Origin of the sequence: Trichococcus paludicola, from assembly GCF_003052295.1 — a bacterium.
Lineage (GTDB): Bacteria > Bacillota > Bacilli > Lactobacillales > Aerococcaceae > Trichococcus > Trichococcus paludicola.
In genome coordinates, this window is the sequence record NZ_QBLC01000002.1 from 178,285 (window position 1) to 192,975 (window position 14,691).

The following is a 14,691-nucleotide window of genomic DNA, read 5'->3' on the forward strand; positions in this document are numbered from 1 at the left end:
AGCAGCGGGCTCTCTTTTGAAGAGCCCGCTGCTTTTTTCGTTTTTGAAGGTGATGATTTGATGGGCTTACAGGTTTTGTTGGCGTCGGTATTCTGAACGCGAGAGGCCGTTTGCTTCCGTATTTTCGACAGCCGGCTGTTCCGGTGTGAAGACAGCTTTCGGTTGTTTGGGGTGCTGCTTGGCAGGTTTTACGGTAGGGCGCTTCTTGCTTTTGAATTTGCCCGATTTGAACAGATCCAGCACAAGGAAGACCGCTGCTGCGATGAAGAGACCGTACGAGAGGGTGCCCATCCAGCCGGAAACACCCAACAGGTCGTCCAGCGTTGTCCGGAGATGGATGTATCTAAACAGTGCCCCCAAACCTGCGCACAGGATCGCTCGTTTGCTGTTGCCGCTGGTCACTTTCAAGCGTTTGTTGCCCTCCATAAGAATACTGAAGACAGCAATCGCATAACTGATGAGTGCGGCATACAGAAGCAGACTGCTCTGCCCGGTGATGTTCGCCAATAAGGCGCCGGCCATCGTTTGCGTATCCAGAAAAAGAAACAATGTGCCGAACAGTGCGCCGAGTACGCCGTTTCTGATATGAGTGCCTTGCTTCTTCAGCAGTTTATTCAGATTAGCCGAGAAGGAAAGGAACGCCAGTGCGTAGCAACCGATAGCCAAATAGAGTGTCAAATCGGAAATGCCTGTTCTGGCAGTTATCAGTTGATCGCTGGCTGTTTGGGTGTGCAGATAGAGGAAACCGGTCCCAAGAATCAAGCCGGATACGCCGCTGCGGAATCGGGCATTCGCTTCGCGTTTCTGCCTGCTTTTCCCAACCAAGACCTGGAGAGTGGCCAAGCTTAAAAAGGCGAGCGAAAGATAGAGGCCAAGATCCGGAATGCCGATGATGCTGCCGACAGCAGTGGCTTGCTGCAGGTATCCGAAGAGTACGCCGAGAAATACTGATGTAAATGGAAATCTGGATTCCTTGCCGTTGCGTTTTTTCATGATATGGATAAACGTCAGGACGAGAATAAAAACGAAGATGATCGGGTAGGTCATACCTATTCCCCCTTGTATGTCTATTTGCTCAAAACAATAGTTGCAACGAAACTGCTTTTGTTGTTCAGGAGCATTCAATGGACATCATAACACAGATTTATGATGCATTTGTTTCGGAATGACGATTATTTTGTTAAGAAAGTATGACCTAGCCAAATTATTGTTTGAGATAAAGCGCGACTACAATATCAATTGGTACAGAAACAGCAGACCACTTTTTACGGGTGGCCTGCTGTAATTTTTTGAACTTTCAATAATTGGGCGGCGAATCTTCCGTCTCATCAGGCAATGCATCATCCCAACTTGTATCGATCGCATATTCTGACCCAAAGTCTTCATATTCCGTGTCGAAAATATCCGAGTCGCCCAACTGGGATAATGCGAAGTTAATCAAACGGATCAACTCTTGTGTGTCCGTCAGTTTCAATTTATCCCGATTCTGCAGAATTGTGGTGCGGTCTTCCATTTCGTCGGGACTGGCATTTTCCGCGGCTACACAAATCGGATAGCTACAATCTTCTCGCGGCACAACCATCTCCGTGAGGTGGATATCCACTTCTAGGACTGCATCCGTGAAATAGATGTAGGTCGCCGCATCATCGATATCGGTGAAAAATTTCTGAAGCGTCTGGTCCTCATTTTCTGCGCTGTCGTTTTCATCGTAATAGTCGTAGTCATTTTCTTCGATTTCATCCACGTCTTCACGTTCCTCATCGGAATATTCCCTGAGGTCGCTCTCGTCCGTATAATCTTCCAAGGTGTCCAACGGTGTCTCCTCGATGATGATGGGAAGCAGGTCTGTGCCGCCGGAGCGCGTGATTTCAAAACGGTGTTCAAAAAACCCGCTCCAACTGAATGCCGCTTGGATGATGCTGTTGAAGTCGTAGAAAGTCTCATCGCTGTTCACCTGGATATCCCGCCAAATTGGCACGCCGATGTCTCGGACAGCAATCCTGAATTCATAAATCATCTTGACCACCCCTGTTCTCTGCTTTACTCAAGTATAACGCTTTATTAAGGGTACGAGCAAAGAATAACGCACGGCTTTTAATAAAGGCACTTGAACAGAAATGAAGTAGCCATGCAAAGGTTGAGCAATCAATATTCCATCACCGGAGATCTATGGTACACTGATAGTGTTGCTTAATTCAGCCTTTCGTTACTCAAAAAGGCTACGTATTAGTAATTATACTTCCACATAAAGGAGATGATTTATTGGGGAATTTTTCCATTGCAGTGAATGCAGTAATGCCTTTATTGTTGTACATGTTGATTGGGCAGGGATTATTGCGGGCCAAACTGTTGGATGGCACGACTTATCAAAAATTGAATAATGCCATTTTCCGGTTCTTTTTGCCGATCAATCTCCTTATGAACGTTTACGAAGCGGATGTCAGAAGCACCTTCAGAGTCGATGTGCTCTTTTTCGCTGTCGGGCTTACTTTAAGTTTCTTCTTGCTTTTTTCTTTATTCATTCCGCGGATCGAAAAGGACAATGCCAAACGCGGGGTGATGCTGCAAGGGACATTCCGTTCCAATTTTGTCCTGTTCGGGTTGCCGATCGCTACATCGTTGTTGTCGGAAAGCCAATTGGGGATGACATCGATACTGATTGCGGTGATCGTTCCTTTGAATAATGTCCTGTCCGTCGTGGCGCTTTCCATCTATTCGGATCATAAAATCCAACCCGTTCGCATCCTCTTGGATATCCTGAAGAATCCGATGTTCATCGGTACGATGGTAGGGATCCTGATCAGCCTTTCTGGATTGAAATTCCCTCTGTTCTTCGACGATACGCTGAGCGGTATCAAAGGGCTGGTCACACCGTTAGCACTGATTGTCATGGGCGGTACTTTCCGCTTTGATGCCTTAAATAATGCGCGGATCCAACTGGCAATGACTGTATTCTTCAAATTGGTTTTGATCCCGATAATCGGTCTGACGCTTGCTGTCCTCTATGGATTGACCAGAGAAAATTTGGTGCCGATGATGACGATGCTGGGCGGTCCGACAGCCGTATCCAGCTACACTATGGCGCAACAGATGGGCGGGGACCCGGATTTGGCGAGTCAAATCGTCGTTTTCACTACCATCTTTTCGATGTTCAGTTTGGTTGTGTTCATAACGGTCCTGAAATCATTATTTTTGATTTGAATCCTATATACGGAAACAAGAATCTGCTGCAGAAGCTGAATCTTGTTTCTTTTTTTGTCGCCTCGTGTTCGCCTATGCCCCGGTGAAAGCTTATAATGGATGTAGAAGGAATACAACCATCACATATGACGGGGGACGATAAAGATGATCATCATCGGGATTACCGGAGGATCGGGAGCCGGCAAAACAACCGTAGCAAAAACAATCGCGAAAAGACTGGGCAAGGGCAATGTCGTCTATGTATCGCAGGATTGGTACTACAAAGATCAGACGCATCTGAGTACAATTGAGCGCGAAAACCTGAATCTCGATCACCCAAACGCCTTCGATAACGAACTGTTGATAGCTGATTTGGCAAAACTCCGTTCCGGACAAGACATTGAGGCGCCGATCTACGATTTCGGTCTGCAAGCGCGTTCGAAAAAGACGACCCCGATCGAGTCGAAGCCGGTCGTCATCCTGGAAGGGATCCTGATTTTGGCCATACCCAAGTTGGTATCAATGATCGACATCAAAATATTTGTCGATGCCGAACCGGACATTCGCCTGATCAGAAGAATCGAAAGGGATATCCGCGAACGGAACAGCACGTATGAGAGTACGATTGCCCGCTATCTGACGACCGTCAAACCGATGCATGATGCCTTCATTGAGCCGTCCAAAATCCAAGCCGACATCATCGTGCCGCGCGGAGGCCAGAACGACATCGCCACCGATATGCTCGGGGACTTGGTTGAGCACTATAGCCACCATCATGTCTAAAGAGCGGTACGTTTCCAATAGATAAATCCCAAAAAAACATTTCATGAAAAAAGCATTAGAAATAGACAAGAAAACGGAAATAGTATATAGTGTTCCTATGCAGTAATACTACTGACAAAAAAGCCGAACAAGCACCGAAATGGGAGGATTTATTCAGTGGATAACACAGAATTGTTGACGCGATTTAATCTGACCAGGCATGAAGCGACCATCTACCTAACCTTGCTTTCAGACGGGGACCTGAACGGTTATGAAGTATCAAAAATAACCGGTATTTCGCGCTCGAACGCCTATGCATCATTGGCTTCGTTGGTTGAAAAAGGAGCGGCCTTCATCATCGAAGGGGAGACGACCCGTTATACCCCGGTACCTGTGGAGGAATTCTGCGGGAACAAAATTCGATCCCTTCAGGAATCCAAGCAGGAATTGATCAAGAATATCCCCCAAAGAAGAGAAGATGCGGAGGGGTACATTACCATCACAGGCGAACACCGCATAATGGACAAAATGCGTAATATGATTTCAGAATCGAAGTCTCGCGTCTACTTGTCCGTGTCCGGGAATATCCTGCCGGAACTTTTGACGGAAATGCAGGCTGCGCATCAGCGTGGCATCAAAATGGTCGTCATAACCGATACGCCTTTCCCTCAGGAAGGCATGACTGTTCATGTTTTGGAGAAGCCGAAGAAGCAAGTACGGATCATCGTGGATTCCACGACCGTTCTGACTGGTGATATCGATGAGGGTGAGTTTTCCACTTGCCTGTATTCCGGGAAGAAAAATGTAGTTGATTTATTGAAAGAATCGTTGCAGAACGAAATCAAAGTAGTCGAAATGATGAGAGGATTTGAAGCGAAATGACAAAAAAAGTATTTGTTGAAAAAGAGCAATTGGAAGAAATCGTACAACAGTATCCGACTCCCTTCCATTTATATGATGAAAAAGGTATCCGTGAGAATGCGCGCAAATTGAATGCGGCTTTCTCCTGGAACAAAGGCTACAAGGAATACTTCGCTGTGAAGGCAACACCGACACCGGCCATTCTGAAGATTCTGAAGGAAGAAGGCTGCGGCGTTGACTGTTCGACTTACACAGAGCTGATGATGTCAGATGCGCTCGGCTTCAAAGGCGATGAAATCATGTTCTCCTCGAACGTGACGCCTAAGGAGGATTTCCAATTCGCCCGCAAAATGAATGCGACCATCAATTTGGACGACATAACCCACATCGATTTCCTGGAAGAGGCAGCCGGATTGCCGGAAACGGTCAGCTGCCGTTTCAATCCAGGCGGCGAGTTCACGATCAATAATGAAATCATGGACAAACCCGAAGACGCAAAATACGGCTTCACACGTCCGCAATTGACGGAAGGCTTCAAAAAGTTGATGGCAAAAGGCGTGAAACACTTCGGCCTGCATTCATTCTTAGCAAGCAACAACGTTGCGGATGAGTACTATCCGATCCTGGCAGGCATCCTCTTCCAGACTGCCGTTGAACTGAAGGAAGAAACCGGAGCGGATATCACGTTCATCAACCTTTCAGGCGGAATCGGCATCCCGTACCTTCCGGATCAAAAAGCTGCGGATGTAGCGAAAATCGGTGAAGGTGTCCGAAAGGCCTTCGAAGAGATCATGGTGCCCGCCGGCTTGGGCGATGTCGCGATCTATACGGAGCTGGGCAGATTCATGCTTGGGCCATACGGTTGTTTAGTGGCAACGGCCATCCACGAAAAGCACATCTACAAAGATTACATCGGTCTGGATGCCAGCGCAGTCAATTTATTGCGTCCGGCAATGTATGGCGCTTATCACCACATCACCGTTATGGGCAAAGAAGATCAGCCAGCAGACCACCTATATGATGTGACCGGCGGATTGTGCGAAAACAACGACAAATTCGCCATCAACCGCATGCTGCCTAAAATCGACATCGGTGACTTGGTCGTGATCCATGATACAGGAGCGCACGGCTTCTCGATGGGGTACAACTACAACGGAAAATTGCGCTCGGCCGAAATCCTGTTGAAGGAAGACGGTGGCACGGAAATGATCCGTCGCGCGGAAACACCCGCGGATTACTTTGCAACGTTCGACTTCACCGGTCTTTTCAAAGACGTGAAATAAACGGAATCAAATAAGAGGGGCCAACGAGCACATAAACTGTTCGGTGGCTCGTCTTTCTTTTGCTTCGCTTCAATAAATTGATCTGACTGCATGATATAATGTTCCCTGGATGAACAAACGAGGGGTGAAATACATGTTCCGAAAAGAAACAATCAAGGAAAGCGTATCGGCGCTTCCATTGAAGCCGGGAGACTATTGCGTCATCACCGGAACGGCACTGGTTATGCATGGCATAAAAGAGGAAACAAAAGATATCGACATCAGCTGCACCAAGGAAGCGTTCCATATTTTAGCGGCTCAAGGATACCCGATCAAACAGGGTGCCTTTGCCCGCAAAGTGATCTACTGCGATGATGTGGAAATTTTTGAGGATTGGCACAGAGGAGCTATCACGATGATCGAGGAGGTTCCGGTCGCGAGCCTGGAATCAGTCATCGTCATGAAGAAACAACTGGGCCGGGAAAAAGATCAGATCGACATTGCCAAAATTGAAGCGCATCTGGCCCAACAATAAAAACACAAAAAAAGCTGAAGAAACGCCTCTATAAGAGCGTTTATTCAGCTTTTTGGATTATCTGATTTAAACCAACAGTAGTTGCAGCCAAGAGGGGGCGAAATAGGCTCCACCTAGGCCAAGCAGAAAGAGACCTTTCCAGATGAAGGTAGGGATAAACGTCCTTGTCGCCAAGGCTGTTCCGTCCCAATGGCTGTCATTTTTCAAAAGCAAAACGATGAAAAATTGATGCGCCAGTCCAAGCATATACCAGATGACGAAACCGATTGTGATGACATCCACTGATTGATAGATCCTCACCAGAACGCTGGAGTCGTTCCGGTAAATCAGAATCGAACCGCCGATCACAATCAGGATGATCAGGTTCTGCCAAAAGCTCTTTTCCCGCGCCAATAAATTAGTAAGCAAATAGATGCCCAAGAAAAGCGGAATGATCCAAAGCAACAGTCCCTGTACATAGAGATAGGATATCACGACAAAGAACATCGCCTGCGACACATAACCACCCAGCAGGCTAAAGAACATCCCTAACCCGCTGCGGTTTCCGATTTCGGCCAAACCGAGGATGCCGCCGCTTCTGACGATTGAGGGAAGGACATTGAATTTAATCGACTGGATGCTTCCGCCCCACAAGCGCGCCGTCAGAGCATGGCCGCATTCATGGATGATGACGTTGGGGAGGTCGAGATAAATGCCGAACGTATACGCAAGCATGCCGCGGCCGGAAAAGGTTAAATAGGCCACCGCAATAAAGAGGACAATCAATAAGGGAAGGTCCATCTTACTATACCTCCTATCGTTACATGCTTCAGCACTCTTCCAAGCGGTTAACATGCAAATTTTATTTTTTGTGAAGAGGATAGGGAACTACCTTGATTAATTCCAATTGAACCCATAAATAGAGAGAAGCCTTCCTTTCGATAAAATCAGAAAGGGAGGCTTCTTCATTATGCAGCTGGTAAAGCTTGGGTTATTCGGTTTCAGTCGTTGTGCTGTCATTCCCGCCGAATAGGTTCGTGAAGAATTGGACGATGGATTCCCAGATGCCCATGCTGTCTTCCTTCAGTTGTTCCTGATCGACATTGCTCCAAGCCGTTTTTGCTTGCTCGAACAATTCTCCGCCCGTCGCCTGTAGCTCTTCACCAAAAGCGGCGATTTGTTCTTTTTGCTCAGTTGTCAGATTGATGTCGCCAAAATTGATCATCAGATTCTGGATGTTCGTGATGTTGTCCGCGGAAAGGATGCTGTCAAGGTTATAGTTCTTCAGCACATCCTCAACAATTTGGCGGATGTCGTCAGCGCTGATGTTGCCGTTGTTGGCATCCTTCGCTTCTTGGATATCCTGTTTCATTTCCACGATCGCCGCGTTCATCAATTCATCCGAATAGCCGCTATTGGCTTCGTTTTCCTCGGTTACTGCAGAAGTGACAGCCAATTCTTCCTGGGCGACCTCAACAGCCGCTGCGTCCAGTGTGTTCCCTGAATCAGCAAAGGCTTTGTAAACTCCGGCCAATGCACCGGATCCGTCAACTGTGACGGCGGATGCTACCTTGATGTCCACATCCACTGCACCAGCTGTGATGGCTGCATTCTTGTATTGCGCCTCCGTGATGGCAGTGATGGTTTCAGGAGTCAGGATTTCCACCGAAACAGCACCATCGCTGTCGGCAGGCGTGATGTACGTACTGGAATAGACTTGGCTATAAGGATAATCATCCTGCAGCAAGCCATTCAATTCATTGACTGCCACGATCAACTCGTTCGTCCCCTCGGCTACTCCCAGTGTTTCTCTGGTTTCCTCCAGTTGGGCGGCATTCAGGCTCTCGCCGTAAGTGAAGATCGGTTCGATTGCGACTTTATCGGCGAACGCTGCCGGAGCGGTAATTCCCAACAAGGTAAATGAAGCCAGACCCACTGTAATAAATTTCTTCAGTTTCATGATTAAACCTTCTTTCTTTCGTAGCATGCTTGCATTGTATCAAAGATAACCTACGAAATGTATTATGATTTCTTTAATTAATTATGAAGCTTCCGCGACGCAAAGTCAAAGCATTCCCTAAGATGAGCCTGTCGCGCCGTTTCACGCACAGTTGGCCGCAATCATGCCCGAAATCGTCTGAAAAGCCGTTTCTGCAGCTTGCTAAATTATGGGTTTAGACGCTGAAAGAAGGAACACATGTATAATTGTGTTCCTCATAAAACGTTGATTTATCAACATCAAAATGGTATGCTTTTTTTATCGAAATCATCCGAAAAGCCCCGGATATCGGAGGGCACAAAATAGAGGAAACAAGAGGACATTTCAGTGAATACCACCCACGCAATCAAAGACATCAGCCAAATCCAAACATTGATGGATGTTTATCCGCCATATTCCAAAAATCGCCTGCTGCTGGAGTACGCCATCCGGACCGGATTGCGCATCAGCGACATCCTGAACGTGAAAGTAGGGCAAGTGCTGGGGAAAGAGTCGTATCAGATCGTCGAGATGAAAACGAGCAAGAAGAAAGAACTGGCCATCCATGACCGCTTGAAACAATCCATTTCGGATTATGTGGAAAGGGAAGGGCTAGCTACAGCTGATTATTTGTTCTATTCCAACGCCGACAGGAACAGCCATATCAAGCGTACACAGGCCCACCGCATCATCGCGCATGCCGGAGATATGATCGGCATCACGTTGAGCGCCCACTCGCTTAGGAAGAGCTTCGGCTATCACTCCTACAAGCAGGGTGTGGACATTTCCTTGCTCCAAACAATCTTTCAGCATTCTTCGCAGGCGGTCACACTCCGCTATATCGACATCACCCAAGAGAACATCAACAACGTATACAAGCGGGTCGATTTCGGGTTTTAACACGTTCAAAAAAATAACGCGTTTTGAGATAGTTTCGTGATGGTCGGTACGTCTTTCCATTTGAAATCGCCTCAAAATGCGTTTCCGCAAAACAAGCAAAAAATGCACCTTGCCATCGAAAACGGGCAGGGTGCACTTTTCATAAATTTGGAATGGGATTACACGCCCATATCTTTTTTCATTTTCTCAAGCTCCTCTTCTACAGATGCCGATCCTTGGCTCGCATATTTTTCTTCCAGCGCTTTCGCTTCATCGATCGGCTTCATGTTCAGCTCGGACATCGCATTCGCCTGATCCAACATTTTGTCGGCTTTTTCTTCCATACGTTCAAAGGAACTCATGGCACCTTTCGTGCTGGCAATGGAATCCGTCGCTTTGTTCAGAGTCTCCTGCGTTTTGGCGACCGCTATCTTGGATTTGATCATTTCGCGGCGAGATTTGAGCGTTTCGATGTCGGTTGCCAGTTTATCGTGCATCTGGCGCATCTTGACGGCATTCTCATGTGCTGAAGCATATGAAGTCGCTAATCCTGAACCGACATTTTCCAATTCCTGCTTTTTGGTCAGGAAGATGCGGGCATCATTTTCATTGCCGGCTTCTAAGGCTTTTTTGGCGTAATCCGTGTATTTGATGACTTCGGCCTGGTTTTCATCGACCAATCGCTTGGTCCGAGTCTCTTCGGCCATGACACCGGCCGTGCTTCTTTTCACTTCAGCCAAATCTTCCATCATGTCGCGCAGGTATTGGTCGATCATTTTTGCCGGATTTTCCATTTTGTCGATCATAGCATTGATGTTCGCACTGATGATATCCGAGAATCTCTCTAGTATTGCCATTTCTGTTTCCTCCTTATGGGGTCGTGTCTTCCTGGGGTTCGTCTTCTGCCTGCGGGGTAGGGCTGGTATCGACTTGCTGCGGGACAGCGGCATCATATTTTTTCGTCAATTCATCCGCCTCTGTATTGCCAAACGTATCCAACGGCGTCTTAAGTATGTCTTCCGTTTGCTGCGCTTCCAGATTCTTCTGCTTTTTGGCATGCCGCCACCATAAGAACAGGAGGGCGAACAGGATGATGACTCCGAACACAATCAGAACAGCAATCCATGGGGAACGCGTTACTTTCATGATGCGATCAGCTGAATCCCGGAATGCGTCGCTGAAAAATTCTTCATCCGTTTTATTGTCATCATAATAGTAGGAATCGATGTAATCAAGCAAGACATCTCCAGCCTCTGTATCGATGACAGTGGCAGCCTGCGTGCCGACCACATAATAATCCATGTACATGCCGGACTGGTATTCGAAGAATACCAGCAACAGATGGGCTTCGTCCGCAAAAAGTTCGTCATATTTTTCGTTTGCGAAGTTTTCCAAATCCTCCAATGAAGGATTTGTGGAACCATTTATGTCATCCGCCAAGAATAGGTGGGGTTGCACACCGGTTTGTTCGTAGAAATGTTTCATTCCTGAGGTCAATTCAGAACGGTTTCCGATCCAACCAATCGTATCTGTGTAATAATCCGTTTCGGTGACTGAACCATCCGGAAGGGGCTCCCGTTCCACTGTAGAAAGGGTGATTTCATTGTTCCCACTCGAACCGGAAAGCGAAGAACCTGTGCTGAAAGAGAAAATCAAACCGAACACCACAGCCAGAATGATCAGTACCAATGCGATCGTTCCACAACCTAAACCGCAGCCTGGAGCACCTCTGGGACTTCCTCCGGAATAATTTGGCCCACCGGAAGATGGCCCTCTAATAATAGGGCCGCTTCGGAAAATCGAACCACTTGAACCGGATCGGGGGATATTAAACCCGCCACTTCCAAAAGATCCGCCACCGCCTCCACGACCGCCTTTGCTGCTGCCGAAAGAGCCACCGCCAAAAGAACTGCCGCGACCGCCGCTACTGCGGCCTCCGCCACCACGGCTTCCGCCGAAAGAACCACCACCGCCCCGTGATCCGCCACCGCCTCCTCTTGCCATACATACACCTCCTTGAGTGCTTGTTCGCCTCATCAAAGTCAATCTATCACAGTGAGTAAGCGCTGTCAATTTAAAGCCATTGGATAAATATGATAACACTTACAGCCCTCAGAAAAAGATATGTCAGATTTTCTGACGAATAATGTAACAATATCATCGACAAAATCTGAAAGAAACGGTAAGATATTCTTACATAGAGTCAACAAATTGTGTAATTGAACGGAAAATTGCATCAGAAACAACCTGGTGCGGGGAAAAGCGAAAGGGGTGGGCCAAGTGAAGTTGACCGAAGGAACAGAAATAGAAGATTTTTTATTTTTGACGAAGAATGGAAATTGTCAAAGTTTTCGATCTCAGCTGCAACGCGATTTCACTGCGGTGATTTTCCTTAGACATCTGGGGTGCGGCATGAGTCAACTGGATATGCTTAAATACCGTGATGCCTATCAATTCCTCAAAGATCAGGGGATCGAGATCATGATGGTGATCCAAGGTGCAGAAGCTGCCGTTGCAGAAAGAACAGCGAAAATGAAAATACCATTTACGGTCATAGCAGACCCAGAGCAGTCCGTGTATGAACACTTTGAAATCCCTTCTTCGGAATCCATGCGCGATCTTGTTTACGGCGTTTCCGAAGAAAAACTGCTGGAATTCGAATACTATGGGATCGAGTGTCAACGTTTTGAGGGAAATGAACTGCAACTGCAAGCGAGCATTGTCCTCGATAGAAAAGGGCAAGTTGTTTTGAGCCATTACTCTGAAAACATAAGCGACGTGCCATCTCCATCAGAATTGTACCAAATGCTGCAGGCGGTGCCTGTAAGAAGCTAAAATAAAAAAATAGAAGCGAATGCGTCCATTTCCTGAAAGAAGAAAAGGGCGCATTCGCTTTTTTGTTGCCTATCCTCCAAATGCTATCATTCGTCCAATCAGCTTCCATGGTGGTAATATATAGGTGTAAACGACACTGGTAGCCTGTTTGGAGTGAGGAGTGAATGACCATGAAAAACGTAACAGTCAACAGGTTGAAATTGGAGCAGTTTTTGCTGGTTCTGAAAGAAAGGGTGACTCCGGAATACAAGAGTCAAACGGAACAAGATATTCTGACCTTCATGGAAGAAATCATCACGGAGCAAAGAAAAAACGTGAATTATGATGATTTAATCAGAAAGCTTCAGTCCTATTCAGGTTGTAATCGTGCTTATCTGGAAGCTGGGCTCGACATTCGCATGAATAAATTTCCCCATGGTTCTTTAGCCGAACTGGTTATCAACAGCGTGGATACGGATGATTATCTCACCTTGCTGGAAATCGAAAATCCTGTTGCGTCAGATTTGGAATTCCTTGATGAAGTCAAAGAAAAGCTTTTTGAATATTTCGATTGACAATTATGATGTATGATCTGGCTTATCTGTGATTCTGGCGGGATTTTATTCCGGTTATTCAGCTCAGATAAGCCTATTTATATTTAGGCTCAGCTATATATGAAAAATCTCATCATTCCGTCGAATGACCCGAATCCCATTGCAAACCTTCCTGTGCCTTAAGATTCCTTTAATCGTGGATCAATAACTTGAATCAGCTGGTCTTTCAACAATAATTATCTACAACGCGATCTGATTATGTTCGTGTCAATGTAATCCATAAATGCTTGTATTAGCTGACTGTCCAACTAATTATTTTGTTGGATCGCCAGCATATATGGCTTGAATAACCCTTAATTACATTGAATCTAACAGATAGGCATGAATAATAAGCGATAATTGTGAGTCGATAACCTGAGGTGAATTTGGACCGACAAACCCTTGAAAAACAGGGGGTTACGGCCGATCTAAAGCCCAACTGTAAAAATTCCATATTCTAGTTTACATAATATATATTATACGAAGTTATATATAGAAGTTATAAGAAACCGCAATAATCAAATTTAACCTAACCGCACCATGAAAAAATAGCAAAATTGCGAAATAATAACTATTTTCGCAATTTTGCTACATTATGTTTTTTTTTTTGTTTTTACGACTTAGTTTGATCCGCCTTCATCATGCATCGATTCGATGGCTGCATACAATATTTCTTCAGCAATTAAATCTTTTGATCTCACCGAAATTTGGATTGGTTCTTTATCCACTTGGTAAATGATCACTTCGTTTGTGTCTTTATTGAATCCTGCATATTCTTTTGAAACGTCATTTGCTACGATCATATCAGCGTTTTTGCGTTTCAGCTTATCCAGCGCATAATGTTCGACTTCATGCGTTTCAGCCGCAAAACCGATCAAAAATTGATCCGTTTTTCTTTTTCCAAGTTCAGCCAAGATATCCGTCGTTTTCTCTAACACCAGGGTCAAATCCTCATTGGTTTTCTTGATTTTGACTGTTGCTTGCATTTTTGGTCTGTAATCTGATACAGCCGCTGCCATGATGACCATATCGATATTGTGAAATTTATCTAAAACTGCTGATTCCATCTCTTTGGACGATTGCACGGATATAGATTCGACCCCGAAAGGAATCGGCAACAGGTTCGTTGCGGTGACCAATGTCACTTCAGCACCTAAGTCACGGGCAGCTTTCGCCAAACTGTAGCCCATCTTTCCGGAAGAATCATTGGTTATGAATCTGACCGGGTCTATGCGCTCCTTCGTCCCACCTGCTGTGATGAGCACCTTTTTGCCTTTCAAAGGTAGTTCTTTGGCATTATTCAAAACGATCAGCTGCGCTGCTTCAACAATATTTTCCGGTTCAGGCATGCGCCCTTTGCCTTCGTAGCCTTCAGCCAAAAAGCCCGTGTCAGGTTCCATGATTTCATAACCATAACTTTTCAGAGCTTCCATATTCCGGACCGTAGCCGGATTCTCCAGCATATGCTGGTTCATGGCAGGAACGATTAGCCTTGGAGCCGTCGTCGCCAATAGCGCAGTCGACACAAAATCATCGGCAATGCCGTTCGCCATTTTTGCGATGATGTTTGCTGTTGCCGGCGCTACGACGGCAAGCTCAGTCCAGTCAGCTAAATGGATATGACTGACGAACTGCGCATCTTTTTCATCGAAGGTGTCTGTATATACGTCATGCTTGCTCAATACTTGAAAAGTCAACGGTGTGACGAATTCCTGAGCTGAAGCGGTCATCGCGACTTTAACTACGGCGCCCGCTTTGATAAATTTTCTGACGAGATCGGCTGCTTTATAGACTGCAATGCCGCCCGTTACATAGATGGTTACTCTCTTGTTTGTTAACAAATTATAC

15 protein-coding genes are annotated in these 14,691 nt (G+C 46.2%); 8 read left to right on the plus strand and 7 right to left on the minus strand.

Annotated elements, in window-relative coordinates; genetic code table 11:
• Positions 1 to 66: 66 nt before the first annotated feature.
• Together C7R56_RS03670 and C7R56_RS03675 are read right to left on the minus strand one after the other, a co-directional pair.
• Complete coding sequence (locus C7R56_RS03670; RefSeq protein WP_107995240.1) at positions 67 to 1,047, minus strand: hypothetical protein; 981 nt, start codon at positions 1,045 to 1,047, stop codon at positions 67 to 69.
• A gap of 250 nt (positions 1,048 to 1,297) precedes the next feature.
• Positions 1,298 to 2,017 (minus strand): IS1096 element passenger TnpR family protein, encoded by a 720-nt coding sequence (locus C7R56_RS03675; RefSeq protein ID WP_107995241.1) that lies wholly within the window; start codon positions 2,015 to 2,017, stop codon positions 1,298 to 1,300.
• A gap of 245 nt (positions 2,018 to 2,262) precedes the next feature.
• Here C7R56_RS03675 and C7R56_RS03680 point away from each other — a divergent pair, with 245 nt between their 5' ends.
• The 5 genes from C7R56_RS03680 (at position 2,263) to C7R56_RS03700 (ending at position 6,600) form a co-directional block, all read left to right on the plus strand.
• Entirely contained in the window at positions 2,263 to 3,201 is a 939-nt protein-coding gene (locus C7R56_RS03680; RefSeq protein WP_107995242.1) for an AEC family transporter, read from the plus strand.
• Between the two features lie 144 nt (positions 3,202 to 3,345).
• The gene (gene udk / locus C7R56_RS03685) at positions 3,346 to 3,963 is read left to right on the plus strand and encodes a uridine kinase (RefSeq protein WP_107995243.1); all 618 of its coding nucleotides are present in this window, start codon (positions 3,346 to 3,348) and stop codon (positions 3,961 to 3,963) included.
• 156 nt (positions 3,964 to 4,119) lie between these two features.
• Positions 4,120 to 4,824, plus strand: a complete 705-nt coding sequence (locus tag C7R56_RS03690) for a TrmB family transcriptional regulator (protein ID WP_086627910.1) — start codon at positions 4,120 to 4,122, stop codon at positions 4,822 to 4,824.
• Positions 4,821 to 6,086 carry a diaminopimelate decarboxylase family protein gene (locus tag C7R56_RS03695; RefSeq protein WP_107995244.1) on the plus strand — a complete coding sequence of 422 codons (1,266 nt, stop codon included), beginning with the start codon at positions 4,821 to 4,823 and terminating at the stop codon, positions 6,084 to 6,086. Before C7R56_RS03690 ends, C7R56_RS03695 begins: the two co-directional genes overlap by 4 nt.
• A 133-nt stretch (positions 6,087 to 6,219) precedes the next feature.
• Positions 6,220 to 6,600, plus strand: coding sequence for a hypothetical protein (locus C7R56_RS03700; protein WP_107995245.1), 381 nt, complete (start codon positions 6,220 to 6,222; stop codon positions 6,598 to 6,600).
• A 66-nt stretch (positions 6,601 to 6,666) separates the two neighbouring features.
• Here the strand turns inward: C7R56_RS03700 and C7R56_RS03705 are convergent, their stop codons facing one another.
• Positions 6,667 to 7,380, minus strand: coding sequence for a M50 family metallopeptidase (locus C7R56_RS03705; RefSeq protein WP_159072147.1), 714 nt, complete (start codon positions 7,378 to 7,380; stop codon positions 6,667 to 6,669).
• Positions 7,381 to 7,570: 190 nt separating this feature from the next.
• Positions 7,571 to 8,539: a DUF1002 domain-containing protein gene (locus tag C7R56_RS03710; protein ID WP_234402567.1), complete on the minus strand. Its 969-nt coding sequence runs from the start codon at positions 8,537 to 8,539 to the stop codon at positions 7,571 to 7,573.
• 366 nt (positions 8,540 to 8,905) lie between these two features.
• On the opposite strand from C7R56_RS03710, the gene C7R56_RS03715 reads away from it, so the two are divergent.
• On the plus strand, positions 8,906 to 9,457 hold the full coding sequence (locus C7R56_RS03715; protein ID WP_107995247.1) for a tyrosine-type recombinase/integrase: 552 nt from the start codon (positions 8,906 to 8,908) through the stop codon (positions 9,455 to 9,457).
• Between the two features lie 158 nt (positions 9,458 to 9,615).
• On the opposite strand, the gene C7R56_RS03720 is transcribed toward C7R56_RS03715, so the two are convergent.
• The gene (locus tag C7R56_RS03720; protein WP_107995248.1) at positions 9,616 to 10,293 is read right to left on the minus strand and encodes a PspA/IM30 family protein; all 678 of its coding nucleotides are present in this window, start codon (positions 10,291 to 10,293) and stop codon (positions 9,616 to 9,618) included.
• A 13-nt stretch (positions 10,294 to 10,306) separates the two neighbouring features.
• Positions 10,307 to 11,440 (minus strand): hypothetical protein, encoded by a 1,134-nt coding sequence (locus tag C7R56_RS03725; RefSeq protein ID WP_199902975.1) that lies wholly within the window; start codon positions 11,438 to 11,440, stop codon positions 10,307 to 10,309.
• A gap of 276 nt (positions 11,441 to 11,716) precedes the next feature.
• Between C7R56_RS03725 and C7R56_RS03730 the strand changes: the two genes are divergently transcribed.
• Positions 11,717 to 12,271, plus strand: a complete 555-nt coding sequence (locus tag C7R56_RS03730; RefSeq protein ID WP_159072148.1) for a redoxin domain-containing protein — start codon at positions 11,717 to 11,719, stop codon at positions 12,269 to 12,271.
• A gap of 170 nt (positions 12,272 to 12,441) precedes the next feature.
• Positions 12,442 to 12,825, plus strand: coding sequence for a hypothetical protein (locus tag C7R56_RS03735; RefSeq protein WP_107995250.1), 384 nt, complete (start codon positions 12,442 to 12,444; stop codon positions 12,823 to 12,825).
• Between the two features lie 638 nt (positions 12,826 to 13,463).
• Here the strand turns inward: C7R56_RS03735 and coaBC are convergent.
• On the minus strand, positions 13,464 to 14,684 hold the full coding sequence (coaBC, locus tag C7R56_RS03740) for a bifunctional phosphopantothenoylcysteine decarboxylase/phosphopantothenate--cysteine ligase CoaBC (protein ID WP_107995251.1): 1,221 nt from the start codon (positions 14,682 to 14,684) through the stop codon (positions 13,464 to 13,466).
• Positions 14,685 to 14,691 lie beyond the last annotated feature (7 nt).

Coding starts and splice junctions, on each gene's coding strand:
- C7R56_RS03670 (WP_107995240.1), bottom strand. CDS start 1,047: ATGACCTACCCGATCATCTTCGTTTTTATTCTCGTCCTGACGTTTATC.
- C7R56_RS03675 (WP_107995241.1), bottom strand. CDS start 2,017: ATGATTTATGAATTCAGGATTGCTGTCCGAGACATCGGCGTGCCAATT.
- udk (WP_107995243.1), top strand. CDS start 3,346: ATGATCATCATCGGGATTACCGGAGGATCGGGAGCCGGCAAAACAACC.
- C7R56_RS03695 (WP_107995244.1), top strand. CDS start 4,821: ATGACAAAAAAAGTATTTGTTGAAAAAGAGCAATTGGAAGAAATCGTA.
- C7R56_RS03700 (WP_107995245.1), top strand. CDS start 6,220: ATGTTCCGAAAAGAAACAATCAAGGAAAGCGTATCGGCGCTTCCATTG.
- C7R56_RS03705 (WP_159072147.1), bottom strand. CDS start 7,380: ATGGACCTTCCCTTATTGATTGTCCTCTTTATTGCGGTGGCCTATTTA.
- C7R56_RS03710 (WP_234402567.1), bottom strand. CDS start 8,539: ATGAAACTGAAGAAATTTATTACAGTGGGTCTGGCTTCATTTACCTTG.
- C7R56_RS03720 (WP_107995248.1), bottom strand. CDS start 10,293: ATGGCAATACTAGAGAGATTCTCGGATATCATCAGTGCGAACATCAAT.
- C7R56_RS03725 (WP_199902975.1), bottom strand. CDS start 11,440: ATGGCAAGAGGAGGCGGTGGCGGATCACGGGGCGGTGGTGGTTCTTTC.
- C7R56_RS03735 (WP_107995250.1), top strand. CDS start 12,442: ATGAAAAACGTAACAGTCAACAGGTTGAAATTGGAGCAGTTTTTGCTG.